The 26,041-nt window shown below is 39.4% G+C and carries 24 protein-coding genes and 2 pseudogenes; 16 read left to right on the top strand and 10 right to left on the bottom strand.

Annotation, left to right across the window (positions count from 1 at the left end):
- The first annotated feature begins 26 nt into the window (after positions 1-26).
- From gap to HWX04_RS01865, 5 genes are all read left to right on the top strand, one after another.
- On the top strand, positions 27-1,034 hold the full coding sequence (gene gap / locus HWX04_RS01880) for a type I glyceraldehyde-3-phosphate dehydrogenase (protein WP_175868550.1): 1,008 nt from the start codon (positions 27-29) through the stop codon (positions 1,032-1,034).
- Between the two features lie 385 nt (positions 1,035-1,419).
- Complete coding sequence (locus tag HWX04_RS01875) at positions 1,420-2,613, top strand: phosphoglycerate kinase (RefSeq protein ID WP_175868580.1); 1,194 nt, start codon at positions 1,420-1,422, stop codon at positions 2,611-2,613.
- Between the two features lie 122 nt (positions 2,614-2,735).
- Entirely contained in the window at positions 2,736-3,767 is a 1,032-nt protein-coding gene (locus HWX04_RS01870) for a class I fructose-bisphosphate aldolase (RefSeq protein ID WP_175868549.1), read from the top strand.
- Between the two features lie 274 nt (positions 3,768-4,041).
- Complete coding sequence (locus tag HWX04_RS08335; protein WP_210259576.1) at positions 4,042-4,191, top strand: hypothetical protein; 150 nt, start codon at positions 4,042-4,044, stop codon at positions 4,189-4,191.
- 305 nt (positions 4,192-4,496) lie between these two features.
- The gene (locus tag HWX04_RS01865; RefSeq protein ID WP_246257306.1) at positions 4,497-4,712 is read left to right on the top strand and encodes a hypothetical protein; all 216 of its coding nucleotides are present in this window, start codon (positions 4,497-4,499) and stop codon (positions 4,710-4,712) included.
- 749 nt (positions 4,713-5,461) lie between these two features.
- Here HWX04_RS01865 and rpmE read toward each other — a convergent pair.
- The gene (gene rpmE, locus HWX04_RS01860) at positions 5,462-5,683 is read right to left on the bottom strand and encodes a 50S ribosomal protein L31 (protein WP_005774581.1); all 222 of its coding nucleotides are present in this window, start codon (positions 5,681-5,683) and stop codon (positions 5,462-5,464) included.
- Positions 5,684-5,873: 190 nt separating this feature from the next.
- Here rpmE and HWX04_RS01855 point away from each other — a divergent pair, with 190 nt between their 5' ends.
- From HWX04_RS01855 to HWX04_RS08410, 4 genes are all read left to right on the top strand, one after another.
- Positions 5,874-7,664: an ABC transporter transmembrane domain-containing protein gene (locus tag HWX04_RS01855; RefSeq protein ID WP_175868548.1), complete on the top strand. Its 1,791-nt coding sequence runs from the start codon at positions 5,874-5,876 to the stop codon at positions 7,662-7,664.
- Positions 7,665-7,809: 145 nt separating this feature from the next.
- Positions 7,810-8,400 (top strand): hypothetical protein, encoded by a 591-nt coding sequence (locus HWX04_RS08420; protein ID WP_246257301.1) that lies wholly within the window; start codon positions 7,810-7,812, stop codon positions 8,398-8,400.
- A complete protein-coding gene (locus HWX04_RS08415; protein ID WP_246257299.1) occupies positions 8,361-8,804 on the top strand; it encodes a hypothetical protein in 444 nt (147 codons plus the stop codon). Before HWX04_RS08420 ends, HWX04_RS08415 begins: the two co-directional genes overlap by 40 nt.
- Before the next feature lie 64 nt (positions 8,805-8,868).
- Positions 8,869-9,174 carry a hypothetical protein gene (locus HWX04_RS08410; protein WP_246257297.1) on the top strand — a complete coding sequence of 102 codons (306 nt, stop codon included), beginning with the start codon at positions 8,869-8,871 and terminating at the stop codon, positions 9,172-9,174.
- A 571-nt stretch (positions 9,175-9,745) separates the two neighbouring features.
- Here HWX04_RS08410 and HWX04_RS01845 read toward each other — a convergent pair.
- On the bottom strand, positions 9,746-10,537 hold the full coding sequence (locus tag HWX04_RS01845; RefSeq protein ID WP_175868547.1) for an inositol monophosphatase family protein: 792 nt from the start codon (positions 10,535-10,537) through the stop codon (positions 9,746-9,748).
- A 12-nt stretch (positions 10,538-10,549) separates the two neighbouring features.
- Entirely contained in the window at positions 10,550-11,125 is a 576-nt protein-coding gene (efp, locus tag HWX04_RS01840; protein WP_175868546.1) for an elongation factor P, read from the bottom strand.
- A 1,239-nt stretch (positions 11,126-12,364) separates the two neighbouring features.
- Between efp and HWX04_RS01835 the strand changes: the two genes are divergently transcribed.
- Positions 12,365-12,928, top strand: a complete 564-nt coding sequence (locus tag HWX04_RS01835) for a hypothetical protein (RefSeq protein ID WP_175868545.1) — start codon at positions 12,365-12,367, stop codon at positions 12,926-12,928.
- A 351-nt stretch (positions 12,929-13,279) separates the two neighbouring features.
- On the opposite strand, the pseudogene HWX04_RS01830 reads toward HWX04_RS01835, so the two are convergent.
- From HWX04_RS01830 to HWX04_RS01805, 6 genes and pseudogenes are all read right to left on the bottom strand, one after another.
- A pseudogene (locus tag HWX04_RS01830) lies at positions 13,280-13,601 on the bottom strand (helix-turn-helix domain-containing protein).
- 779 nt (positions 13,602-14,380) lie between these two features.
- Positions 14,381-14,791 (bottom strand): conjugal transfer lipoprotein TrbH, encoded by a 411-nt coding sequence (locus HWX04_RS01825; RefSeq protein WP_175868544.1) that lies wholly within the window; start codon positions 14,789-14,791, stop codon positions 14,381-14,383.
- 657 nt (positions 14,792-15,448) lie between these two features.
- Entirely contained in the window at positions 15,449-16,492 is a 1,044-nt protein-coding gene (locus HWX04_RS01820) for a tetratricopeptide repeat protein (protein ID WP_175868543.1), read from the bottom strand.
- A gap of 649 nt (positions 16,493-17,141) precedes the next feature.
- Positions 17,142-17,333, bottom strand: a complete 192-nt coding sequence (locus tag HWX04_RS01815) for a hypothetical protein (protein ID WP_246257294.1) — start codon at positions 17,331-17,333, stop codon at positions 17,142-17,144.
- A gap of 324 nt (positions 17,334-17,657) precedes the next feature.
- Positions 17,658-18,061, bottom strand: a pseudogene (locus tag HWX04_RS01810) (helix-turn-helix domain-containing protein).
- 547 nt (positions 18,062-18,608) lie between these two features.
- Positions 18,609-19,271, bottom strand: a complete 663-nt coding sequence (locus HWX04_RS01805; protein ID WP_175868541.1) for a thiamine phosphate synthase — start codon at positions 19,269-19,271, stop codon at positions 18,609-18,611.
- 143 nt (positions 19,272-19,414) lie between these two features.
- On the opposite strand from HWX04_RS01805, the gene HWX04_RS01800 reads away from it, so the two are divergent.
- The 6 genes from HWX04_RS01800 to ybgC all read left to right on the top strand — a co-directional run bounded on the left by HWX04_RS01800 (position 19,415) and on the right by ybgC (position 25,217).
- Entirely contained in the window at positions 19,415-20,557 is a 1,143-nt protein-coding gene (locus HWX04_RS01800; RefSeq protein ID WP_175868540.1) for an OpgC family protein, read from the top strand.
- A gap of 181 nt (positions 20,558-20,738) precedes the next feature.
- The gene (locus tag HWX04_RS01795) at positions 20,739-21,257 is read left to right on the top strand and encodes a DUF1465 family protein (RefSeq protein WP_175868539.1); all 519 of its coding nucleotides are present in this window, start codon (positions 20,739-20,741) and stop codon (positions 21,255-21,257) included.
- A 1,067-nt stretch (positions 21,258-22,324) separates the two neighbouring features.
- On the top strand, positions 22,325-22,831 hold the full coding sequence (ruvC, locus tag HWX04_RS01790; protein WP_175868579.1) for a crossover junction endodeoxyribonuclease RuvC: 507 nt from the start codon (positions 22,325-22,327) through the stop codon (positions 22,829-22,831).
- Positions 22,832-22,844: 13 nt separating this feature from the next.
- A complete protein-coding gene (ruvA, locus tag HWX04_RS01785) occupies positions 22,845-23,459 on the top strand; it encodes a Holliday junction branch migration protein RuvA (protein WP_175868538.1) in 615 nt (204 codons plus the stop codon).
- 13 nt (positions 23,460-23,472) lie between these two features.
- Positions 23,473-24,564, top strand: a complete 1,092-nt coding sequence (gene ruvB, locus HWX04_RS01780) for a Holliday junction branch migration DNA helicase RuvB (RefSeq protein WP_175868537.1) — start codon at positions 23,473-23,475, stop codon at positions 24,562-24,564.
- A 212-nt stretch (positions 24,565-24,776) separates the two neighbouring features.
- A complete protein-coding gene (ybgC, locus tag HWX04_RS01775) occupies positions 24,777-25,217 on the top strand; it encodes a tol-pal system-associated acyl-CoA thioesterase (RefSeq protein WP_175868578.1) in 441 nt (146 codons plus the stop codon).
- Between the two features lie 565 nt (positions 25,218-25,782).
- Here ybgC and HWX04_RS01770 read toward each other — a convergent pair.
- The coding region (locus tag HWX04_RS01770) for a transcriptional regulator (RefSeq protein WP_175868536.1) at positions 25,783-26,041 on the bottom strand (259 nt) is incomplete at its 5' end.

Here is a 26,041-nt window from a genome sequence, read left to right as displayed (position 1 = left end):
AAAAATGAGATAAGGAAACATGTGAAATGACGGTTCGTGTTGCAATTAATGGGTTTGGTCGTATTGGACGCAATATTTTACGGGCACTTATGGAAAGTGGACGAAAAGATATTAAAGTGGTTGCAATTAATGATTTGGGATCGGTGGAAACAAATGCCCATTTGTTGCGCTATGATTCAGTTCATGGGCGTTTTCCTGGAGAAGTTAAGGTGGTGGGGGATGCCATTGATGTGGGGAGTGGCTTAATAAAGGTATACGCAGAGCGTGATCCAGCACAATTGCCTTGGAAAGATCTGGATATCGGTATCGTTTTGGAATGTACGGGCATTTTTACTGCGCGTGATAAAGCAAAGGCTCATTTGGATGCAGGGGCAAAGCGTGTTTTGGTTTCCGCTCCCTCAGAGGGTGCAGATCTTACGGTCGTCTACGGGGTGAATCATCAGTCTTTAAGCAAAGAGCATCGCATTGTTTCAAACGCTTCTTGTACAACCAATTGTTTGGCGCCCGTTGCACAAGTTTTGCACAACACGGTAGGTATTGAAAAGGGTTTTATGACGACAATCCATTCTTATACGGGAGATCAACCTGTGTTGGATACAATGCATCGTGACCTTTATCGTGCCCGTGCGGCTGCTCTTTCGATGATTCCTACCTCAACAGGAGCGGCAAAAGCTGTGGGATTGGTCTTGCCGGAATTAAAGGGATTGCTTGATGGGGTGTCGATTCGTGTTCCAACCCCTAATGTTTCTGTGGTTGATTTGACATTTAATGCCAAGCGTTCCACAACAATTGAAGAAATTAATACCGCTATTGCAACTGCTGCACGAGGTGCCCTAAAAGGCATTTTGGACACGACGGAAGAAAAGCTTGTGAGTTGTGATTTCAATCATAATCCGCATTCAGCGATTTTTCACAATGATCAAACCAAAGTGATTGATGGTAAGTTTTGTCGTGTTCTGGTCTGGTATGATAATGAATGGGGCTTTTCTAACCGTATGAGTGACACAGCTGTGGCTTTTGCTAAGACAATATAAACACTATAAAAAAAGGACCTTAGGGTCCTCTTTTTATAGGAAAAAGTTTTATTAAGAAAAAGCTTCGTTTTTGTACAAATTAAGGCGCATTCTTTTGATAAATCGAGAGAGATTGTTGTTTTTGTATGCTAGAGAGAAGATACTGTTGAGAGATGATGGTGTTTTTAAATACGGCGCAATATGTGCTTTTAAAAGCCGCAAGAAAGAGTCAAACTCGAAAAAGTAACATCTGAACGAGACAATGTTTGAGAAAATATCAGAAAACCAAAGATATAAACTCTTTTGCATAAAAGTAAAAGGGCTTATTTAGTGGAAATAAATCAGTGAAAGTAAAATTGAGCCAATGCATTTGTTTGCAACAATGGGAAGTGAAGAGGAAGCAGTGATGGGGTTTCGGACGCTTGATGATGTTGATGTTTTGGGCAAACGTGTTCTTGTGCGTGTGGATTTTAATGTTCCTATGGCATTGGGCAAAGTTTGTGACGAGACGCGTCTTCAACGACATAAAGAAACACTCGTTGAGCTGCAAAAGCGGGGAGCTAAGCTTATTCTACTTTCTCATTGTGGACGCCCGAAAGGAAAGGTAGAGCCAGAATTTTCACTCCACCCTGTTGTGCCAGTACTGGAAAATATCATGAAACAGCCCATTGCTTTTGCTCCTGACTGTATTGGTGCTACGGTGCAGGACGCGGTGGAGGCATTGCAAAACGGGGGTATTTTATTGCTCGAAAATGTTCGTTTTTATGCCGGTGAAGAAAAGAATGATTGTTCTTTTGCTGAGGCTCTCGCCCATAATGGGGATCTTTATGTCAATGATGCTTTTTCGGTTTCTCATCGTGCTCATGCTTCGGTGGAGGGAATAACGCATTTGTTGCCCTCTTATGCGGGGCGATCGCTGCAAGGTGAGTTGCAGGCCTTAGAAAAAGGGCTGGGAAATCCAACGCATCCTGTGGTCGCACTGGTGGGAGGAGCAAAAGTTTCCAGTAAGCTTTTTGTTCTCAATCATTTGGTGGAAAAAGTCGATACCTTAGTGATTGGGGGGGGGATGGCCAACAGCTTTTTAGCTGCGCAAGGTATCCAAGTGGGGAAATCACTGTGTGAACACGCATTGATGGAAACGGTAAAAAAAATCATTAAAAAAGCGCAACAATGTCACTGTACGCTTCTGCTTCCTGTGGATGCTGTCGTTGGATTTCGCTTTGAAAAAGATGCTCCGCATCGTCTTTATGATATTGGTGATATTCCTGAAGATGGTATGATATTGGATATTGGATCGCGCTCTATTGCCTATATCAATAGCGTGATAGATAAGGCTGCAACCCTTGTGTGGAATGGACCCCTTGGTGTTTTTGAGATGCCTCCCTTTGATAAAGGAACAATTGCCGTTGCACGCTATGCCGCAGAACGCAGTTTGACGGGAAAGTTGGTTTCAATTGCCGGAGGAGGCGATACGGTTTTTGCCCTTAATCATGCTGGTGTTGCCAACGATTTTACTTATCTTTCAACTGCAGGAGGGGCTTTTTTGGAATGGATGGAAGGAAAGGCTCTGCCTGGAATTCTTGCTCTTATGCAGCTTTAGAGGGCTTATTGAAAAAGCAGCTTTAAAGCTATGTGTCGTTGCATAAGGTATATGTTTAAGCGTATTACGCATTTTTGGAAAATTTTAAGACAAAATAGAGAAAATAAAGAGGAATTTTTTTTATGACTGAACGGCTTGAAGATATTGCACTTTCTCTTGTCCAAGTGGGTAAAGGTATTTTGGCAGCAGATGAAAGTACGGCAACCATAGGCAAACGTTTTACAAGCATTGGTGTTGAATCCAATGAAGATCGGCGTCGTGCTTATCGTGAAATGCTTTTTAGCGCAAAAGACGCTATGGAAAACGCTATCTCTGGGGTCATTTTATTTGATGAAACCATTCGACAAAAAGCATCAACAGGGCAAATGTTGACAGATCTTATTCGGGATGCTGGTGCTTTTCCAGGAATTAAAGTTGATACGGGTGCTAAACCCTTGGCTGCTTTTCCCCAAGAGACAATTACCGAAGGGCTGGATGGTCTTCGTGAACGGTTAAAAGATTATTATGTTTTGGGAGCACGTTTTGCTAAATGGCGGGCGGTGATTGCTATTAATGCCGATACTTTACCAACAAGAAGTGCCATCAATCAAAATGCACAAGCCCTTGCGCGTTACGCTGCTTTATGTCAAGAACTCAATATTGTGCCGATTGTTGAGCCGGAAGTGCTGATGGATGGACTGTCGTGCCAGCATTCCATTACGCGTTGCTTTGAGGTGACACGCGCTGTTTTGACAACTGTTTTTAAAGAATTGTTTGAGGCCCGTGTGGTTTTAGAGGGGATGATTTTAAAGCCCAATATGGTGATTGATGGAAAAGATGCGCGCCAGGCTTCTGTTGAAGAAGTGGCTGAAAAGACTGTCCGTGTGCTTAAACAGACTGTACCTTCCGCTGTTCCAGGAATTGCTTTTCTTTCTGGTGGACAATCTGATCAGGAAGCAACGGCACATTTATCGGCCATGAATTCTTTGGGTGCATTGCCTTGGAAATTGACCTTTTCCTATGGACGTGCTTTGCAAGCAGCTGCTTTAAAAGCATGGGCTGGTCGCGATGAAAATATTGCTGTTGCACAAAAGGCATTTTGTCATCGTGCTCGGATGAACCATCTTGCGGCTTTAGGACAATGGACAAAAGAGCGGGAGAAGGTCAGCGCTTGAAGTACAAGCTCTATGCCTAAATGCGAGGATATTTTGCATATTTCTGCGTGATTGAGGAGTCCTCATCATGATAAAAATGATGGGGGCGTTTTGGGCTTGAAAGCTTTCTCAGAGAGTTTTCTTCTTGGATATTTTAAAAGTCTTTATGGATAGTATCGAGAAATAAGATTGCGAGAGAGGTGCGATTGTAGGAAGGGGAGATGGTGCTTTAAAGGAAATTTGTAAATGCGCAGCATTTTAGTGTGTGTTGTTGCTTGTCATCAGCAGAATCCATTTGTGTGCAGTTTCAAAGGTGGATAAGCGGGTTGATTGGAGAGTTGTGATTTCTTTATGGATTAGACATACGGCTTATGAAGCTTTTGTACGTCAGGATAGCTTTCTTTTCAAAGTGGGGTGGTCTTTTATTGACGAATGGGTTGAATAACCCTTGCGAAAGAAAATAGGTTTGTACCTTAATAAACCCCCTCTTTTTTCGTTAAAATGAATAAATTCTTCTTGTATTTTGTGATGATATCATTATAGAAAGCTAATTTTGTAGCATTTTGGCTTAAAAATCGGGGGGAGTTGTGGACAGCATATCTTCTAAGAATACAAGCACTGAAGAAAAAAATCGATATGCAGAAAAGAGCGTTTCTGCAATTATGATGCGAAAATTTTGCCATATCGTGCGTGGGGTATTCACTGGGATATTCTTAGTGTTTTTTTCATAATTTTTTTATCTTGCTCAACATGCGTGGACCGATTTATACCGCATTAGGCGTCTTTGGGGCGGTGAGTGGAATCGGGTGCATTTTATTTTTTGGGGGATATTTTTTACAACGCCGTGAAGCAACAGCAGATGAAGCCGCTATATCGTTCACATTACTTTTAGCAATTAGTGAAGGCATTTCTTATATTTGCTGCATGTCGCTAGGTGGGGGTACGATGCTCTCTTATTTCGTTTAGCACCTCCAGGGTATGTTCTTATTCTCCCTTAATAAAGAGAGTGTACTTTGGTTGCATACAAATCAAAATGAGAGGTGGGCAGCTTCTCAAATTATTAATAATCGTTCTCCATCATGCCATTAGAGCTGCATTTAATGAAGGGACTATAACAAATCTTGGATCTTAAGATACAAAAACAGCTTGTTTTGTCCTTTTCACGCGGCTTATGAAATCATGATATAAAGAGAAAGCTTCTCAGGGTGCTTAAATGGTATGTTTTCGTGTGTTAAATGGAAAAAGGAGAAAGCATCTTTATTGCAACAAGAAGGGGGAATTTTTAAAAATAGCAGGTGCAATATGAATGCGTCATTTTTCCTTTAATAAGGCATGGTACCACATTCTCCTCCTTGTGTATCCAAGCCATCTGGTAAAGTTTGGATAAATTCAAGTGTATTAGCCGCTTTGGCAGCGGCAAGAATGTCCTCTTTATGAGTGTTTTCAGTTCAAAAAAGATAAACTGTTGGAAATCCTTTTATTTGAAATCTTTGTGTCTCATGAAAAGGGGCTTATGTGGATCTTTCAAAAATGCTCTTTGAATCTGAAAAAACGCAGCCATCACGATTAATAAGTGTTTGAGACTTATCTATTTTGGTTGGATGCGTTTTTGAATTAATCTTTAAAGTGCACGCTTTACCGTACAAAAAAAGCCTCATTGCTTAATGAGGCAATCGTTTTGTTTAAAATCTTTATGTCCCATGAGAATGAGGTTTTTACATACCAATATTGCCAAAACGATTTTTGAACTTAGAAAGGCGACCGCCACGGTCTACAAGTGTCTGGGACCCACCTGTCCATGCTGGATGCGTTCTTGGATCAATATCGAGATTAAGAGTATCCCCTTCTTTTCCCCAAGTGGAGCGCGTCGTATATTGGGTTCCATCCGTCATAACAACGGTAATTTTGTGATAGTTAGGATGAATATTCGCTTTCATGCGTCAAACCTTTTGCGTTTATAGAATGAAAGAACACTTGTTCGATTTTTTTAAGTGCGCTTCCTTTATCTTTTTGATAAAATGATTAAAGTACTCTTTCTATAACTGAGCATGCATCAAAAAACAAGTGTTCAAGATGCATCATTGTATCAAGTATTATAGACAACCTAAATATAGTGAGCGAAACCTTATGAATCCTCTCAATCATTCAGAACAATCTACAAAATTTTCAGTAAAAAAATCTTCATTCTCTTCGCTTAAAACTTTTGGCCCTTATCTTGTGCGTTATCGTTGGTTGTTTATTTTTGCCTTTGTTGCTTTGACTGTTGCTGCTCTTGTCACATTGATTTTGCCTGTTGCTATTGGCAAAATGTTTGATCATGGTTTTTCTACGTCAAGCCATGGGCATATCAATTTTTATTTTTTTATTTTATTCGCTTTAGCCTTGCTGCTCGCACTTGCTTCGGCTTGCCGTTATTATTGTGTTATCACCTTGGGAGAACGGATTGTTGCTGATTTACGGCGTGATGTTTTTATCCATATTATGAAACTTTCGCCCGCTTTTTTTGATAAATCTCATTCTGGTGAACTTATTTCAAGGCTTCTTACCGATACAACGCAAATAAAACTAGCTGTTGGTTCAACTGCCTCGACAGCTTTGCGTCATCTGATTGTGGTGATTGGTGCAATCGTCATGATGGTTATCACTAATGCCAAATTATCTGCTCTTGTGCTACTTGCTATTCCCTTTGTGGCAATTCCCTTAGTGGTTTTTGGGCGCAAGGTTCGCACACGTACACGCGCGGCACAAGACCGTGTTGCAGATGCTAATGCTTTGGCAACCGAACAGGTTAGCGCTATTCGCACGGTGCAAGCTTTTACTGCTGAAAAACTTGTTATAACACGTTTTTCACAGTTGATTGAACGTGCTTTGCAAACCGCGCGTGCTTCTGTGATCTTGCGTTCCTTTTTTACCGGCTTTGCAATTTTTCTTGTGTTTAGCAGTGTGGTTGCTGTTTTATGGATTGGCTCTCGAGATGTTTTGAATGGTACCATGACAGCGGGAACTTTAGGTCAATTTGTTCTCTATGCCGTTTTTGGCGCCTCAACCTTTGCGCAATTATCAGAATTGGGAGCAGAATTAATCCAAGCAGCAGGCGCTGCTGAGCGATTGGCTGAATTGTTGCAAGAACAGCCCATGATTTTAGCACCAAAAAATCCTGTTTCTTTGGCAAAACCTGTTCGAGGCGAACTTGTTTTTGATAAGATTGATTTTACCTATCCCTCTAGAGCTCAAAGGAAGATTTTACACGCGTTTTCCTTTTCTATAAAAGAAGGTGAAACAGTTGCTTTTGTTGGTGCTTCAGGGGCTGGGAAAAGTACACTTTTTTCTTTGATCCTTCGTTTTTATGATCCAACAAGGGGGAAAATCCGACTTGATGGTGTGGAGATTAATCGTCTGACTCTGCAAGATTTACGTGGTGCAATCTCTTATGTTTCTCAAGATGTTGCCATTTTTGATGGTACATTGCGTGATAATATTGCTTTTGGCACTGAAAATATTACGGAAGAGGAAATTATCGCTGCTGCTAAAGCAGCCAATGCCCTTGAATTTATTGAAGCTTTACCAAACGGTTTGGATACACAAGTAGGAGAACGCGGTATCATGCTTTCTGGTGGGCAAAAGCAACGCGTTGGTATTGCGCGGGCGATTTTAAGAAATGCTCCTCTGTTACTGCTGGATGAAGCGACATCTGCTTTAGATGCAAAAAGTGAAAAATTGGTGCAAAAAGCCTTAGAAGGGCTCATGAAAAACCGCACAACATTGGTGATTGCTCACCGTTTGGCAACAATTTTAAAAGCGGATCGTATTCTTGTGATGGATAAAGGAGCCATTGTGGAAGAGGGAACTCATGCCGAACTTGTGGAAAAAAATGGCATTTATGCTTATCTCGCCAAATTGCAATTTTCACCCAAATAAGAGATCTTGATCCAAGGGCAGTTCTTTTAAGGCTAATATCTCTTTTTTAAAGCCATGCTTATCAAGTTTAAGGGCTGGCTTTTCTTTAAAGTGCATCAATCTCCGAGAAGGTTGCATAAACGATTAGCTAAAAAAGAGGGGCATAATGTATGGAGAAATAATAGACAGAATTATTGCCGCGATAGAAGGAATTGATTTCATAATAACTATAATTAAGTTCATCCAAGAGAGGAAGAAGCTATCTGTTTTTATAGGATTGGTTGTATTTGCCATAGTGATAGGTGGGTTGCGGTCTTGGGGATACTCAACGAACGTGTTGTTAGGCTTTGCAATGGGAATAGTGTTTTGTGTGGGAGGTATAATACTGGTAGCCCAAATTTATCGTAACAAGCAATTAACTAAGCAACTTGAGCAAAAAGAGCAAGAGTGTCAGATACATCAAAAAATTATTGAAGAAGGGGAGCAAAGGCTTTTTGAAAAAACGCAAAAAATATCCAAGGAATGGATTGAGCAATGGGATGAGGGAGTAAGGCAATGGGAAAGGAATGTATTAGGGATTGAAAAAACTGGGTCAGGAATAAAAGTCAGCGGCAATAGACTTTCATTGGTAAAGGGGATGTGTGTGCAAGGGCAAGAAAAAATATATTCATTGTATGAGAAGGAACTCAAGAATATTTGTGCGCAAGGGGGAGAGAATTGCGTTTATTGTACAAAGAGGCACTTGAAGAAGAACTGACTGAAGAGCATTATGAAAAAATTAATAACAGCGTAAAGTATTGTATAGATATTAGTCATTTTAAGGAAAATTATCAGAAAACATTACAGTTAATAGAAGAGAATGGGATAATTATTGAAGAGGCTGTAAAGCCCTATACGCAAGAAATAAAATATAAACCTACAATGTTGTTTTTTCATTGGTACTTGTATGTGGTTGATAATATGATTGCTAATTGGAATCGAAAACAATCAGAAGAATTCTCTAGTGAGAAGAATGAAAAACAGGAATCTACGGATAGTTATAAGGGCAACATATCTACGATTATAGAATGCGAAGAAATACAGAAAACAATAAGTCCCCATCGCAATGAAGGTGATTGGTTATTAGATAATATAAAGTTACATTTTGTCATTATTATATAGTATTTCTAATGCTTATAGAAAAGCAATAACAACTTTTATTTACTATAAGAAGCTGATTAATACGGTGAAAGAGAGGTATCTTGCCTTTGATAAGAGTTGCGATTTTAATACAGTTAAAAATGCGATTAATACTTGTAGGGAGAATGATAAAGAAGAGAAAAAAGACCTTAGCATTTCTGAAGAGATACCAACATTTGAAGAAGCTTACAAATTAGGTGCTAAAGAATGGATGAGATCATCAAATGAGAAATGTTTTGATCAATTGTTTTATTGGGATATGTTTCTAAAAATAGAAAATGCGAAAGATAAATTACAATATATTTTTGGTGAGGAGCAGCTAAAGAAACTGGAAGAGGCTATTAATAAATAAAAAGAGCTTTTTAGTATCAAACTACGAGAGGCGATTGTCGAAAATAAAGATTTTCATTACAATCAATCTTGTGCGCATTTCATAAACTGTCTGGAATATAATGGTTGAATAAAGGGGGCGTGCAATGAATTTGCTGAGGTTTCTGTTGCTCTGTAGGGGTGAGGGTTCTTGAGAGGTATATGTGACAGCTCTCACAAAAGAGGGGGATTTTTAGAGCCAAGATTTTTGCTGTTGTGTAGGGGGGGATCTCTTAAGAGGAGTAGAGGGGCTTGTTTTTGGTATGGTTGGTGTTTTTTGAAGCGGTTTGTGATGGTGCTTTTTGTTTTCTAGTTTGTTTGTAGGGGAATTGGGAAAAATAGCGTTTATAATATTGGCTAAGCTGTTCTTGCGTCTTTAGGGGGATAGGGGGCACTGATTGTTGTGATGGTGTTTTGTCACTGTTTCATGCGTTGTTTTCTGTTATGTCTGTAAAGAAAGTTGAAAAGCCTACCTCCACATTGCTTTTTTTCGGATTTTATAAAATTTTAAGGAGGGGGCAGGTTTTAAAGGGCTTTTCGAAAGGCTGTAAGGTTTAAATGCCTTTCTTGAGAACTTTTTCTAGCTTGGTACGAATGTGTTCATTGCCGGCGAGGATATTTTTTTTGCGGAATATGTCATCGCCACCTTCTTTATCGGTGACAAAACCACCGGCTTCGCGAACCATTAATATTCCAGCAGCCATATCCCAAATTTGCAGGTTGTCTTCCCAATAGCCATCGGTTCGGCCTGCGGCGACATAGGCTAAATCAAGGGCTGCTGCACCAAAACGGCGAAGTCCAGCAACTTTCATCATCATATTGCGCAGTTCAATGAGATAGGTTCCATGACCTGGGCGTCCAAAATGCGGCATGCCTGTGGCTATGATACAATCTTCTAATCTACGCCGCGCAGAAACACGACAGCGGCGGTCATTAAAAAAAGCACCACCACCACGTTCAGCGGTAAAGAGTTCATCACTCACGGGGTTGTAAATGACACCGGCAACGATTTTTCCTTGGCTTTCTAAAGCAATGGAAACAGCAAAAAAAGGAATGCCATGGAGGAAATTGGTGGTGCCATCTAAAGGGTCGACAATAAAACGATGTTGGGAATCTTCGCCAACGATTTCCTCAGATTCTTCCATTAGAAAACCAAATTTAGGGCGTGCTTTGCTCAGTTCATTGAAAATAATTTTTTCTGCTTTGCGATCTGCTTGGCTGACGTAATCGGCTGGCCCTTTTAAAGATACTTGCAAATTTTGTACTTCACCGTAATCACGCACGAGCGAGCGCCCTGCTTTCATGGCAGCTTGCACCATGACATTCATGATCGCAGAATGGGCCATCTTTTAATTCCTTTATTTATCTTTTTCATTTGCACGACGCAAATAAATCAACTCGTTGGTATCGACAATGATCCGTTCACCGGCATTCATAAAAGGGGGGACAAGAATACGAATGCCATTTTCAAGAATGGCTGGTTTATAAGAAGCTGTGACTGTTTGTCCTTTGAGAGCTGGATCAGCTTCCACAATCGTGACAGCAACTTGATCAGGAAGTGAGATGCCAATAGGCTTTTCTTGATAAAGTTCAACGGTGACAGTCATTCCATCTTGCAAGAAAGCAGCGCGTTCACCAACAAAATCCTTTTGCAATTCCAATTGTTCATAAGATTCTGAATCCATAAAGACCAAAGCATCCCCTTGTTGATAAAGAAAGGTGAAATCTTTTTGTTCAAGGCGTACGCGTTCTACTGTTTCTGCGGCACGAAAGCGTTCATTGAGTTTTGTACCATCAAGCAAATTCTTCATTTCAACTTGGTTAAATGCACCACCTTTTCCAGGCTTTACAGCATTACATTTCACTGCAACCCATAGGCTGCCTTGATGCTCAATCACATTCCCTGGACGAATTTCATTGCCATTAATTTTCATCGTTTCTATCCAAATCTATTCCTGCAAAAAGAGCTCTCTTGTTGTCCTTACGGTACTTTTCTTTGCTGCCTTTAACTGTGAGCTCTTGTGTTGTTTTGGGCTCCAATCCTCTTGTTCGCTTTGCTGCTTCTGCATGGTTCTTAAGTGCTTTTCATTTGTCTTGCCATGGATTTTCTCATGGGCTTTGCAGCGAAAAGCTTAAGTACAAAAAGGACCTTGATGTATTCTTGCTTTTCAGTTCTTTGCAAGACCATAAAAAGCGCCAAGACGCAAGCTTTTTAAAAATTTGCACAAAGTTTTTTTAAGATTTTGGGGATTCGGGGGAAATTTATCCCGTTGTGTCGTCAAATATTATTAAGGCTGATGATAGAAATTCCGTAAAATTATGAGGTGTTTTTTATAAGAATGGGGGGTGAATATGTGAGGGAGAGCTTAAGTGTTTTATGAAAGTGAGCTCCATAAAAAAGAGGCATATACTGTTGAAAAAAATGTTGTTAGCCGTGTGAAACAACATTTTTGTTATACTCTTTTTAAGAATTCATGTGGCGTAAGAATATCACATATTGTCCATTAAAAACAAAATTTGGATTGATAAAATACCAACCTTTGCGGATATGTTTGGCAATTATCTTGGCTTCTTCTAGCTCTGCTAGGACGCGTGAAAATGTTGATGATGATAAAGACAATGTATGTTATTGAGGGGCGTGTTTTTCCTGGTTGAGAAAATTGCGCAAAACAATTCAAAGGTATGGGATCTTTACAGATAGTCTTATTTTGAAATATCCACGCTAATATTTCAAAAACCTTCACACCAGATGAACCAAGCTTGTAAAATAGCCCGATGTTAGAAATGCGTTGTTTTGTAAATTGTCTAAATTCAAGATCTTCCGGAAGCGTAGGAAGGGTTTTTTCATCTGCTGGATAAATGTGATTTTTCTATTAGTATGGATTCTTTCTTAATAGAAGGATGCTCATCCCCAAATGGTTTTTGTCGTTCAAATGGATTTTTTGCACACCTGATGGTTTGCTTTCTTTGTGTAGCTAATGTATGAATTGTCATTTATAATAATACAATTGTCAGTTTGGTAGTGAGTTTTAATAAGATGTGACATTTAAGAAAGTTATGTCAAATTTTTTCTTCTTTAAAAAGAAGAAAAAATATAAAATTATTTCTTTTGTATTTGATGGCTTGTTACAAGAGTGAAATTGCTGCCTAAAAATTCTTGGTGGACAGTTATAATGAACAATATTAATTTGCGAAAGTTAGAATACTCACCTATAAAAAATCCATTTCTTAATAAACATCAAATACGCATTTGTGGTAAAACTGTTATAACAAATGTTAAGCACCAAGAACTTAACAATCCTAATACACATGAAGTTGTTCGCATACATTTGTCTCATATTGCTGAGGAAAAAGCTGAAGAGATTGTAAAAACGGATGAAAAATACTTTGTAGAAACATTTATTGAAAATTTTCGAAAAACTTTTAACTTAACCCGTACGGGATATCGTATTTTCATAGAGGTTTTTCAAATATATCAATCTACTCAATTAACAGATAGCATTACTTTATCTTGGCTTAATGGTGGCTTAAATGGTGAAAAGTCTGATATGACTGACAGAACATTCCACAATGGCTTAAAAGAACTTATAGCTAAAGGTTTTTTAAAACCCAAATTGCGTAACCAGTATTGGGTTAATCCTGCACTTTTCTTCAAAGGTGATCAATCTGTAGCATTCGTACGAACCTATGAACTAAAATTATCTGCTTCTTATGACAATCTTTCAAATGATGAATAAAAAATAATTTTGAATGTTGTATAAAATAGGAAGAGCTTTTTTCTATATCTTCTTTTTATTTTTTTGGGTTTAATACACAATAAAATATTGGGTTTTGAGCCTCATTTTTTTGAGTGTAGATTGTCTCAAATTACAGAGCACTGGTAAGGAGAGGCAGCCATAGGTGTGGTTGCAGTGCATAGAGATTGTGGGGGCGTGTATGATGTTAAAAGTTTTCATTTTGACCAGATGAAAAGAGTGGAATGTTGATGAACAGCGCGTGTTGGCTCCATAGCGCGTTTCGGGTTATAGAGTGTGGTGTGTTGCTAGTTAGCTTGCATTCTCGTCCATGATGAGCTGTAGAATGGCTCTTTATTTTATCGAGGTGAGCGTTCTAAATCTTTTGAGCAGTAGTATTCCTCTGTGTTCGAGATGACTTCATCATGATCATATGGAGGCTGTTGTTTTGTGATGATATCGGCATAAAAAAAGGAAATCGGAACATTGAGGATATCGGAAATTTCCATTAACCGCCCCGCGTTTACATGATTTAAGCCGTTTTCATATTTTTGGATTTGTTGGAAACTTAAGCCTAAAGCGTGCCCTAGAGTTGTTTGAGACATTTTTAGCATTTTTCGTCTCAAGCGAATTTTTTGCCAATCAAAAGGTCGATATTAATATTTTGAGATTGCATTTGCCCCCTCCGGTTGCGAGCGCCCTCGCATAAGTATTCCAGGAGCTTGAAAGTACTGAAACCTAATCAGCTTTTTTTGCTTTTAGTGCGAAAACGCACCTGGACATAGCAAAAACTCCCGGAATTCCGGGATACCCACAAAGTGGGATAAATTCATGCTTAGATTTTCGGGCTTTCAAGACCCTCTTGGTCGTTGCGTATGCGACCAACACATCTTTTAACTCATAAAGTAATTTCAAGAAATTGGCAATAAAAAATAGTTTTTTGAATGAGAGGCGCTGTGTTTTTTATGTAATGGAAAAGAAGGCAGCGCTCTTTTGTTCCTATGATCTTTCCATATCCGGAGGATAATATTTACAGTGTTGCGGTTAGCTTGTTTTGCTTTATTGGATAGTGTTCAGCAAATGATACAGCGCTTTTTCTTGCCAATGAATTTTTTTGCTCATGAATTATGTCGTGATGAGGGTTTTTATCGATACTTTAGAAAATGCTACACGAGATATAGCGAGCTATTCAGGTGCTTTAATCATAGATAAACCAAGCTTTGCATTGACATCTTCGCATAGTAATTTGCTAGGGTGTAGAGTACTTTTCATTGTTTCTAGTACTCTACTTTCTTTAAATCTTAAAGCCATAACTTATACTATTTTGTATCGTTACAATATGTAATAAAATTTATCCATTCTGTCTAAAAAACAAGTTTTTTATTGAAGTGAAAATCTCTTTGTCTTTCGCAATAACTTTTAAATTTTTACGTATGAAAATAGAGAATGTTCACATTAATGGCGGGTTAATCTAGGACGAGTACTTATATGAGTACGTGGCTCTCCATCCACACTATATTGAAAAACAGACACTATAGTTGTACTATTTAATCTTATTCTATAAATCAAATTCACACCCATGTTTTGCTGCTTTTGAGGTTGATCTGTATAGATTACGCGATATCCATTCCGTTGCAACAGATCGATAAATAAAGGGGTAAAGTTGTCTGCTGTATCATTTTTCTTTATAAGAAGTGTGGTTGTTGCTGGTGGGAAAGATCGTTTGATATCGCTCATAAAATTGTTAGCGACGAGTTTTGCTTCTTGCTTCGTAAGATTTTGATCAACATAATTTGATGAATAATTGCCTACAGATGCGCAACCAGCTACCACTATAATAGGTGACAGAAATAAATATTTTAACATCTTAACTCTCCCCCAATATTGTCAGCCTCTTCTGCGAAGTTTCTATATTAGGAATAAGAACAACTTCGCTCATAACTACACTAACAACATATCGATTTCCAAACAATCGGTAATTCATTAATGGATAATGGTTCTAGCTTGAATTTAAGGCTGTTTGAAGTGTTTCTTGCAGCATATATTTTAAATAAACTGCTGCTTTTGGGGAGTGCGATAAAAGAGCAATCTTTTGCGCTTGTATGTTAAGATGACGTTTTCTGGCACCATTATAACAATGATGTGTTAGGTGTTGCTCTAGATCGACCAAATAAATTTTCAAACATTGCTTTTTGAAGGCTCCCTTTTTTAAATATGAATAAGTGCTTATGCTGTTTGTTGTAAAATGCTATCGTTTGAAATGTTGTGTGGTAAGGCATAAGACTTTGCACATGTGATGTTTTTATAAGAATGGGTGGTGAATATGTGAGGAGGGGGGGCATTGTTTCAAGAGCAGGTATTTTTTGCCTGCTTGAGCCGAAAGAGCCGCATGGCGCCGTTAGAGTATGGCGTTGTTATTGTGTTGCCCTTCCATGTTTTAAAGCACCCTTTTGTTTATTCTTTTGATGCTGCCTTTCTGAAAGAAATTTGTGCCCCGCAAAATTTAAGTTTGTTAAAGGCGTTTTAAAAAACAGGAAGAAGCTTTATTGCTTCTTTGCGCGCCTCTTCTTGTTGTGTATCGTCCATACCTTGGAGCATTGTTTCAAGATCAGGTGCTTGCATTTTTGCTTCTTTCGCAAGCATATACCATGCTGCTGCCATGATTGTATCGCCTTTTGTTCCAATGCCGTCTCGATAAAGTCTTGCAAGAGAAATCTGTGCGGGGGCGATCATGTTGTTGGCATTGTGAAGCAGCAAATGAAAAGCACGGTCAAAATCTGGTTCTCCTCCACGGCCCTGTATAAGCCATTGTGCTAAATGAAGTTGAGCTTTTAAGTGATTGTTTTGAGCCGCGATTTCCATAAGCTTGCGGGCATTATGATCATCTTTTGGTCGATTTAAAGTGCCTAAGGAAAGAATTTTTGCTGCCGCAAAAGCAGCTTCAGCATCTCCAAGGGCAGCCCCTTTTAAGTGCCATTTTAAAGCTTGCTCGATGGCTTCATTTTCACGGCTTTGGAAAGAGACGCCAGGGAGATTTTGTTTTTCTTGTGAGGCTTTATAAAGAAGCAGTTGTCCATAATAAAAATAGGCCTCCTTGACGCCTGCGTTGACAGATTTTTGAATAAACTTTTCACCAAGTTCTTGATTTTGTTTTACAAAATGACCATCAAACAACATAAGTCCATAGCGGAGTTGGGCTTGCGGTTCCCCTTGTTTTGCAGCGCGTTCAAACCATAAAGCAGCCCGCGCTCCGTCAACAGGAACAGCGCATCCTTCCATATAAATTCGGGCAAGAAGCGTTTGGGCAAAAGGATCATTTTTTTCAGCACGCCGGAGCGCTTCTTGAAAAGCTTTTAAATAATAGCCTTGGATGTAATAGTCATAAGCTTGGTCATAGTCTCCAGCTTTTAAGGGGTGAAAAGGTTTTTCTGGCTTTGAAGATTCTTGAATCGTATTGAAAGAGTTTTCAAAACTGGTCGATTCTTCAGTGTTTCCAGCAGAATTTACAACAGAATTTGCAAGCCCCATCATTCCTAGGATAAGCAGTTTAACACTTCTCTTGATCATCGATATCTCCTCCTCATTACCGGTCAGAATTTTCACATTTTTTTTTCATGATTACAAGCCGTATAAGGACACCATTGCGCTCTTATTTTTTATGGCAGTTAAGGTGGGTTTATAAAAAGTGTATCAATGTTATAAGAACCAGAGTTTTTTAAACAGTGCGATTTTAAACAACAATGATGAAAGAATGACCTAGAGAGGCTATCTTCTTTTAATAAATTACCCATCTTACAATGAAAAAGCGTCTATAATGAGGCTACTTTTAAAGTACGCAATGAATTACTTATGAAGAACGCGCAATATTGAGAAGAAGAGAGCGTGTAGGAGCACTTGTGAGAGCCTTTAAAATGAGGTGAAAATTTCTTTATTTTTTGCAAAAACTTTCTAAGTCTTTATGTTTGAAATAGAGAGAATGTCTATATGCAAAGAGCTGGTTTATTTATTCTGATAAATGCGTAGATAATACTTGGTTCTCCAGACCAATCCTCCTGAAGCATAGAAATTATACGTCCATCATCCTTGGTGTTCGTGAGTAAAACAAACCCACCCCCATGTTTTGCTGCTTTTGGGGGTGATCTGTATAAATCACATTTTATCCAGTTCGCCGCGACAGATCAGTAAATAAAGGCGTAAAGCTGTCTATTGTATCATTTTATAAGAGGGGAAGTACGGTTGGATTTAATGGTAAAGATCTTTTGACACCGTTAGCAAGATATTTTTCGATTAATCTTGTCTCTATATCCTTCTCCACAAGATTTTGATCAACGTAATTTGATACATAACTCCCTGAAGATGCGCAACCAGCCGCTAACAAAAGTTGTGACAGAAATAAATATTTTAACATCTTCATTCCCCCCTTCTATCATTTTTAATTTTTCTGACTCGTTTTTCTTAAGAAAGTTCTTGCACAAGATTAAGAAAAGAAACTTCTCTATTATTATGCTATCACGTGTCGGTATCTCGTCAAGTTTTTGTTTAACAATATAACGATCATCATCTTTCATGGTATTTAAAGCTTATGCTTAACAGATGAAGTGAAATGATTGTATGGGGTGCTCCTGCAGATTGTCCAATAAATTTTCAAGCACTGCTCTTTGGGGGATGTTTATGATGTATGCAGATGCACAGAGCCTGTAGGGTAAACAGAGCCTGTGGTACTCACATGATTTTAGCTTGCATTCTCATCTGTGATGAGCTGTAAAAAGGCTTTTCTTTTTACAGTGGTGAGCGTTCTAAATCTTTTGAGCAACTGGTATTCCTCTGCGTTCGAGATGACTTCATCATGATCATATGAAGGCTGTTGTTTGGTGGCGATATCCGCATAAAAAAAGGAAATTGGAACATTCAAAATATCGGAAATTTCCATTAAACGCCCCGCGCTTACACGATTTAAACCGTTTTCATATTTTGGGATTTGTTGGAAACTTAAGCCTAAAGCATGGCCTAGAGTTGTTTGAGACATTTTTAGCAATTTTCGTCTCAAGCGAATTTTTTGCCGACCAAAAGGTCGATATTAAGATTTTGATTTTGAGATTGCATTTTCCCTCCCGCCGGTTGCGAGCGCCCTCGCATGAGTATTCCGGGAGTCTAAAAACACTGAACCTAAATCAGCATTTTGCTTTTAGTGCTGGTAAGCACTTGGACATAACAAAATTGCCCGGAATTCCGGGATACCCGCAAAGCGGGGTAAATTCATGTTTAGGTTTCGGGTTTTTAGATCCCTATTGGTCGTTGCGTATACGACCAAGACACCTTTTAATGTGTAAAGTAATTTCGGAAAATTTACAATAAAAATAGTTTTTGACTGACAAAATTTGTTTTTTGAATGAGAGGCTATTCGCGCCTCTCAACCTTTTTGGAGCGAGTACCAAAATCATGACATCAGCCCCCGTGTTTGTTGAGAGGGGTAAAAAGATTTCGTTCACGGTAATGAATTCACAGGCGGTTTCTTTATTAAAATTTGCACAATCGCTTGCTGTTTGAAGAAGGGTGCGGGCAATTTTTGTGTCTACAGGATGTGTATGTCTGTGGGAAGTGGTGGGGCGTCTATGTAGTTTTGGGCGTATACGTTATCCTAAAGGCTTTTTCCTTTACAAGAAAAATTGTAAAGGGAGGCGCTTTACAAGGGGATGTTTTTACATTTTTCGTGGCAAAGTTGAAGCAGAGATAAGGGGGTGTCATGGGTAAAGATGACTTCTTCTATGGCAATGAATTCACAGCCCGTCTTTAAGGCTTCATCAAAGGTGGCAAAATCGCTGCCTGCTTGAATAATGGCGGGGGTTTCCATAATCTCTGACCACCATGTGGCTAACTGGATATTGCGGGGGTGCGCATGGGGTTTTTTATTAGCCCCTAATTTGCCAAAAAATAGATAATCAACCCCTGTTTCTGCGGCAATCATAGCACTATGGCGATTACGTAGATTGCCAAAGCCGATGATTTTTTGTTCCTTTTGCTGATTTTTAAAGCTTTCAAGAGCGCTAAGATCATCTTCTATGTGTAAGCCATCAGCCTTTATGCGTCCCACAATGCGGTTGTCATCAGCAATGAGAAGCGCGGCGTCATTGTTTTGAATATCTTTTGCGTAGGTTTGAGCCTGTTGTTGTAAAAAAAAGCTATCATCTTTTTGCTTCTCAGAATCGTAAAGGATGACACATGCAAAAGACTTTGTTTGCAAAATTGGACGCAAAAAGCTGTGCGGGGTGTTGCGTCGAACATCCAGTGTTAAAACCAATTGAGGAAAAAGAGGGGAGTTAATCGGTGTATTTTTTTGTTGTGTCATGCCCTATCCCTGTCTCTTAAAAAAATAATGACTCTTAAAAAAATGATGCTTAAAAGTTAAAGTTTCATTCTACCTTGTTTGCAATAAGGGTAAATACCATTTTTATGTAACTTCAAGTTTTTGTGTCGTGTGGGAGACCATTTATGAAATACCAAGCTGTTATTGATCATAATACGCAGCCTTTTCATCGTGATACACGCATTGATGTTTTTCGTTCTTTAGCCTTATTGACGATTTTTATCAACCATATTCCCGGAACACTCTATGAGCATATAACCCATAGAAATTTCGGTTTTTCTGATTCTGCAGAAGTTTTTGTTTTGCTTTCAGGTGTTTCGCTGGGCTTAAGCTTTCATGCGCGGCTACAGCATAAGTCTTTTTCTTTCATTGTGCGTAAACTTTGGTATAGGGCTTTGCAACTCTATGGGGCATATCTTTTCACTAGTTTTGTTACGTTAAGCTTATTTTTAGGAGCCTTCTTATTATGGAGAACAGAAAAATTGTTAGCGATGAACAATGTAGGGCTTTTTGTTACACAGCCGCTCACAGCATTTTTTAGCACCTTAAGTTTGGGGCATCAATTAGGCTATAATAATATTCTTCCACTTTATATCGTTTTGATGTTTTTTGCACCTTTTATCCTGTATTTGGCGCGTAAACAGACAAAGTGGTTGCTTTTGGGTTCGTTTATACTCTATCTTACTTGCGGATTTTATAAAATTGCTCCCCCTTCCTATCCTATAGAGGGAAAGTGGTTTTTAAACCCTTTGTCTTGGCAAATTTTATTTGTCATAGGCTTGACCAGCACTTTAGCGCTTAAACAAGGAAAAACAGTCGCTTTTCAGTCTTTTGGGGTGGTTTGTGCGGCAGGATATCTCTTGTTGGCACTGTTATGGGTTCGCTTAAATTGGTGGGGCATTTTGGGGTGGTTGGGCTGGTCTTCCCCATTGCTCAACTTTAATAAAACCTTTTTAAGCTTGCCACGTTTGCTCCATGTTCTTGCATTATCCTTTCTTATTGTATGCTTGCCGTGTGTCAATAAATGGTTTTCTGTTTCAGAGAACAACCCTTTAGCAATCTTAGGAAAACATAGTCTACCAGTCTTTGTAACGGGGACTATTTTTGCGATGTTTGGACAAATTGTAAAAACAATAGTGACAGGAACGTTTTTTTCCGATAGCCTCTTAATGATAGCGGGTATCGCTCTGCAATTTGGAGTCGCCTATTATTGTGAAAAACGGCGGTCTTTGCAGGGGACTGTTTCAAGGAAGCTGATCTGTTTATAAGAAAAACGGTCCCATGGTGCTTGTTTGTCTGCGTTAACCTTAGTATAAAAAGCGCATTGCACAAAGAATTTAAAAGAGGTAGTCAATTTAAAAAAGTATTCTGTACAGCAACAAAAGAAACTTTTTAAGACTCTGTTCGTTGAGTGGTGTGGTTTTGTGCTGATATTTGGAGTATAAAAGCGTGAGCGTACATAAACGTCCCTATGATGAACCTATTATCATGATTGAGCATAATGCTTTTGAAAATGCTTTTAATCGTCTTTATGAAGAGACAATGGCGCTGATTGAAAAAACAGCAGCCTATATCGATTCAGAAGGGAAGGTCATGGCACGTTCCCTTTCTGCAGAAATTTCTGCAGTCTATGCAAAAGAGGCGATGTATTTAAGTACACGGCTTATGCAAATTGCTTCTCAACTCCTTCTTCTTCGGGCAGAGCGTGAGGGAGAAATGTCATCAGAACAAATACAAAAAGAAATCGTAAAGGTCTCTCTTCATACTCCAACATTGGAGCTTGAAACCCCTTATTGGAACGAACTTCCAGAAATTTTCCGCCAATTTGTTGCTCATTCATTGCGTTTAGAAGCACGCATAAAATATATGCGCGCAGGGTGGGAAGCAGCAGCCTCTTCTGACTTGAGTGATGAAAATCCAGTGGGAAAACAAATCGAATTGCTGAAAACAGCTTTTGGGCGTTCTTAGAGGGTATTTCCTTGGCTTTTTAGGAAGGGGAAATGTCATCAGAACCAGTAAAACTGAAAAGCGTGTGTTATAACGAATGTCTCAAACGGAATATACTGGTGTTGCCAATCTGCGCGTTTGTTTGAAAGAAATATCTCTTAAGGCTCGTTACCCCCCTTTTCGCGATGGCAGTGCGTGAATGATATAAGGGTAAAGCTATCATGAAGTGTATAAAGTTCTCTCTCAATCATACAAAATCATTGAGCACTTCCATCTTTACGCTTCATAAAAGAGTAATCATACACTTTACGAATCTCTCATGTTGTTACAGTTCTTGATATTTGAGATGGTTCATCAGAAGCATGTCTTCTTGTACAGTTTCATACCACATGGCTCTTCTCCTTATGGTGTGCAAGGGAATGGTTTTGATGGATACAACATAAAACAGATTTGGAGTGAGAGAATCTTTCGATATTTCACGCCTTTTATTTAACATGAAGAATATTAGGCTATTCTTGTCAATTAATGCGTTTTCTTATGATAATGATGCATTGTTTTAGTTTTTGAGTTTTCTTAAGTTTTGATAGGAGAGGTATAGCTCGCGCTATGGGGCCTATGGAGGTTCCTATGTTGTGGCTCTCTCATGCAATGTTATTATGGTGTGATGGGCATGATAAAAAACACTTCTTAATGTTTATGTATGTCCATATCCATGGGGAGGGTATAACGTATCTCGTAAAGACTATGCTATCTGGAGAGGAGTATTTTTACCATTTATCTATCAAAGTACGGTGCCTCTCTTTGTTTGCTTGTGATATTTAATCGTTATGACATTAAAGATGAGATAGAAGGGGGAAGATGAGATAGAAGGGGAATTTTTATGGGGTGCTTTTGCTTTCTTTTGAGGTGTGCGTGTGGTTTTGTTTGATTTTTAGTTATGGGCTCCATAAAGCTACTGTTTGTTCGTCTGTTATACTGTATAAATACATGACACATGACCTTCTTTTTACGGGTTTTATGTTTTGCTGCTGTTTTCTTTGTGGGCGAGCCTTTATTCAAAAGGGGGAAAAGTGTATAAACTGCGGGTTATGGCAGAGACGATTCGTATTATAGGCATTGATCCCGGATTACGGTATACTGGATGGGGCGTTATTGATGTTGCGGGTAATCGTCTTCAGTTTGTTGCCGCAGGGACGGTTTCTTCTAAGGTACAGTGTGATTTAGCTTCCAGACTCTGTCAGATCCATAAAGGTCTTTCAGAGGTTGTACATCGATTTATGCCCCATGAAGCTGCGGTGGAACATGTGTTTGTCAATAAAGATGCTACTGCAACTTTAAAACTTGGGCAAGCGCGTGCGATTGCGCTGCTGGTTCCTGCGCAGGCAAATTGTCCTGTTTTTGAATATGCGCCCAATAAAGTGAAAAAATCGGTTATTGGTGTTGGACACGGGGCTAAAGAACAAATTCATATGATGGTAAAAGTTTTACTTCCACGGGCTGAATTTGATAGTAATGATGCGGCTGATGCCCTTGCTCTTGCTCTTTGTCATAGTATGCATCGTAAGAGGATTGATCAGGCAAGGATGGCGATGTGATGAGGGCGACACTATGATTGGCAAATTAAAGGGTACGCTTGAACATATCTTTGAGGATTATATTGTTCTTGATGTTCATGGGGTGGGGTATGTTGTTTTTATCTCAAATCGGTTGCGTTCTTCTTTGCCCTCTGTTGGGGAGGCGTTAAGTCTCTTTATTGAAACGCATGTTCGGGAAGAGGCAATCCGCCTTTTTGGTTTTGCAACCAGAGCTGAACAGGAGTGGTTTTGTATGCTCCAAAATGTTCCAGGCGTAGGGGCTAAGGTTGCTTTGGCAATCTTGGGGACTTTATCGCCAGATGAACTTGCACAAGCCATTGCTTTACATGATGTGGCGATGATTAGTCGAGCACCTGGCGTTGGGAAAAAAGTCAGTGAAAGAATTGTGGGTGAGTTGAAAAGTAAAACACTTCCCTTTGAACAGGCGGTCAAGACTATTTCGGTTCCACAAAATGAGATGACCAATCAGCTTGCGCAGGATGCACTTTCCGCATTGATGAAACTAGGCTTTGAACGTGAGCAAGCAGCCAAAGCTCTTGCTCTTGCAATGAATACTCTTGAGGGCGAAACTGTTTCTTCTGCCCTGCTGATCCGCCATAGTCTCAAATTACTTTCTTCTCCTACTTGAATAAAAGGTAACAATGCAAAAAGATGAAGATCAACGCCTTTTGGGGGCTGCCTCCCTTTCCAACGATCCGGATCGTTCCTTAAGACCACAAGTTCTCGATGACTTTATTGGGCAAGAAGCGGCACGGGCTAATTTAAAAATATTTATTGAAGCTGCAAAAACGCGGCAAGAAGCGTTAGATCACGTTTTGTTTGTTGGACCACCGGGCTTGGGAAAAACAACGCTTTCACAGATTATGGCAAAAGAATTGGGCGTTAATTTTCGCTCTACTTCAGGACCGGTTATTGCTAAAGCAGGAGATTTGGCTGCTCTCTTGACCAATTTGGAAGAACGCGATGTCTTGTTTATCGATGAAATTCATCGCTTAAATCCAGCGATTGAAGAAATTCTTTATCCAGCCATGGAAGATTATCAGCTCGATTTGATCATTGGGGAAGGGCCGGCGGCGCGCTCGGTTAAAATTGATTTGGCTAAATTTACGTTGGTGGCGGCAACCACACGGTTGGGGCTTTTAACCACACCGCTTAGAGACCGTTTTGGTATTCCCATTCGTCTTAATTTTTATACGATAGAGGAATTGGAATATATTGTGCAGCGTAATGCGCGGCTTTTTGCTGTTAAGATCAGTGATGATGGCGCCCATGAAATTGCACGCCGAGCACGGGGGACCCCGCGCATTGCCGGACGCCTTTTACGGCGCGTTTGTGATTTTGCGTTGGTAAAACAAGCAAAACAAATTGACCGAAAAATCGCTGATGAAGCGCTTTTTCGCCTTGAGGTGGATCATCTTGGGCTTGATCCGCTGGACCGTCGCTATTTGCTCTTGATTGCGGAAATTTTTTTAGGAGGACCGGTGGGCATTGAAACCATTGCTGCTGCCTTATCAGAACCCCGTGATGCTATTGAAGATATCGTTGAGCCCTATCTTCTCCAACAAGGCTTTATTCAGAGAACGGCTCGTGGACGCATTCTGACCGAAAAGGCTTGGAGCCATTTAGGACTTGTCGCTCCTGCTTCAGCGTCTATACAAAAACGTACGCAACTTTCTGATGCTCAAGACAATGCATCACTTCAGACAACTTTATGGGATGAGGAAGATGACTGAGGCATCTTTTTAAAGAAACTGTGTGGATGATTGATCGTATGCTCTTATAAGGGCAAGAGGTGTTTTTTTGTCTTTGTGTTGTGACCGAAAAGGCTTAGAATGATGGAGAGTTTTGTTCTTTTTCTTTTCACAACTTCAACACAAAAATATGTTCAATCTTTTGATTGATAAACAATTTGCTATCTTAAATGATTTTATGGGACATGAAGTTAATGACAGGAGTAACGCCTTTCAAGAGCAGTCATAAAAATGCTTTTCATAATTTTCAGGTGCGCGTTTATGTGGCTGATACAGATTTTTCCGGTGTGGTATATCATGCACGTTATCTAGAATTTTTTGAACGGGGACGTTCAGAGTTTTTACGGGATACCGGTTTTAATAATAAGATGCTAGCCGCAGGGAGTGAGGGAGAAAAACTGTTTTTTGTTGTGCGTCATATGGAAATTAGTTTTTTACGACCCGCTAAAATTGATAATCTTTTAGTGGTTAAAACAAGGATTGATCATGTCCAAGGGGCACGCTTTTTTATGGAGCAATCTATTGGGCATGAGGCGAACACCTTGGTAACTGCGAAAGTTGAAATTGCTCTGATTAATGAGGAGGCAAAACCGCGACGCCTACCCAAAGAGCTTTTTGCAAAAATGCTTAGTTAAACTGTTGTATATTGAAAATATAACAGTTTGATTGATAAAGATAATATAGCATTCTTCAACTTGAAGACAGCCTTTGAATAACGTCAAGTTTTTCTCATTTCGAACTCTTGTGTGAATTCATTAAAATCATTTTCTTGTCACAGGCAGGATTGATGGGTGAATACAAAAAGGATTGAGAAAGGCATAAAATGCCTTTTACAAAGCCTTTTAAGTTTCAAAACTGATTGCAAATTTTGAGCTGAGAATGTTTATTCTATCATACCGAAAAACACTGCTTTTTGCGATGGTGATTGTTTGGCAATGTAAAAGGTAAGGGGCTGCTTGTGAAAATGGGGGGTGAAATATTTTAGGGCAGGATTGGCAGGCTGGAGAACACGCTTCTTTGAGAGAAAGTGATAACCCTATGAAATAATCAGTAGGGGAGTTCACTAAATCAGAAATCGGAGTGTTTATAGAATGGTGCGGAGAATAGTTTCGTTTGCTGTTTTCTTTTAAGATGAAAAAGCGTAAAGACGTGAATCTGTAAGAAGCAAGTGAGGAATTTGGGCTTTTGGGTGGCTTTTGCTTAATCTGAAATTAGCCACCAAATTGCTTTCTGTTTTTTAGGGTGGAGTTCTCTAAAATTTTTCAAAAGGGTGTATTCTTTTTCGCTATAGGTTTTTTGATCATGGTGGGAATGATTTTCTTTTGTGAGGTTATCTTCTTGTGTGGCAATATCCGCATAAAAAAAGGTAATAGGAACCTCCAGTATGTTGGCAATTTCTTGTAAACGCCCTGCGCTTACACGATTGAAGCTTTTTTCATATTTCTGGATTTGTTGGAAA

The organism is Bartonella gabonensis, assembly GCF_903679515.1.
GTDB lineage: Bacteria > Pseudomonadota > Alphaproteobacteria > Rhizobiales > Rhizobiaceae > Bartonella > Bartonella gabonensis.
Note: the sequence above shows the minus strand (reverse complement) of the source record. Positions and strands in the feature narration are given on the sequence as shown.

Coding starts and splice junctions, on each gene's coding strand:
- HWX04_RS01875 (WP_175868580.1), top strand. CDS start 1,420: ATGGGGTTTCGGACGCTTGATGATGTTGATGTTTTGGGCAAACGTGTT.
- gap (WP_175868550.1), top strand. CDS start 27: ATGACGGTTCGTGTTGCAATTAATGGGTTTGGTCGTATTGGACGCAAT.
- HWX04_RS01805 (WP_175868541.1), bottom strand. CDS start 19,271: ATGACACAACAAAAAAATACACCGATTAACTCCCCTCTTTTTCCTCAA.
- HWX04_RS08420 (WP_246257301.1), top strand. CDS start 7,810: ATGTATGGAGAAATAATAGACAGAATTATTGCCGCGATAGAAGGAATT.
- HWX04_RS01820 (WP_175868543.1), bottom strand. CDS start 16,492: ATGATCAAGAGAAGTGTTAAACTGCTTATCCTAGGAATGATGGGGCTT.
- rpmE (WP_005774581.1), bottom strand. CDS start 5,683: ATGAAAGCGAATATTCATCCTAACTATCACAAAATTACCGTTGTTATG.
- HWX04_RS01865 (WP_246257306.1), top strand. CDS start 4,497: ATGCGTGGACCGATTTATACCGCATTAGGCGTCTTTGGGGCGGTGAGT.
- HWX04_RS01845 (WP_175868547.1), bottom strand. CDS start 10,537: ATGGCCCATTCTGCGATCATGAATGTCATGGTGCAAGCTGCCATGAAA.
- ruvA (WP_175868538.1), top strand. CDS start 22,845: ATGATTGGCAAATTAAAGGGTACGCTTGAACATATCTTTGAGGATTAT.
- ruvC (WP_175868579.1), top strand. CDS start 22,325: ATGGCAGAGACGATTCGTATTATAGGCATTGATCCCGGATTACGGTAT.
- ruvB (WP_175868537.1), top strand. CDS start 23,473: ATGCAAAAAGATGAAGATCAACGCCTTTTGGGGGCTGCCTCCCTTTCC.
- HWX04_RS01825 (WP_175868544.1), bottom strand. CDS start 14,791: ATGTTAAAATATTTATTTCTGTCACCTATTATAGTGGTAGCTGGTTGC.
- HWX04_RS01815 (WP_246257294.1), bottom strand. CDS start 17,333: ATGTTAAAATATTTATTTCTGTCACAACTTTTGTTAGCGGCTGGTTGC.
- ybgC (WP_175868578.1), top strand. CDS start 24,777: ATGACAGGAGTAACGCCTTTCAAGAGCAGTCATAAAAATGCTTTTCAT.
- HWX04_RS01855 (WP_175868548.1), top strand. CDS start 5,874: ATGAATCCTCTCAATCATTCAGAACAATCTACAAAATTTTCAGTAAAA.
- HWX04_RS01800 (WP_175868540.1), top strand. CDS start 19,415: ATGAAATACCAAGCTGTTATTGATCATAATACGCAGCCTTTTCATCGT.
- HWX04_RS01835 (WP_175868545.1), top strand. CDS start 12,365: ATGAACAATATTAATTTGCGAAAGTTAGAATACTCACCTATAAAAAAT.
- HWX04_RS01870 (WP_175868549.1), top strand. CDS start 2,736: ATGACTGAACGGCTTGAAGATATTGCACTTTCTCTTGTCCAAGTGGGT.
- efp (WP_175868546.1), bottom strand. CDS start 11,125: ATGAAAATTAATGGCAATGAAATTCGTCCAGGGAATGTGATTGAGCAT.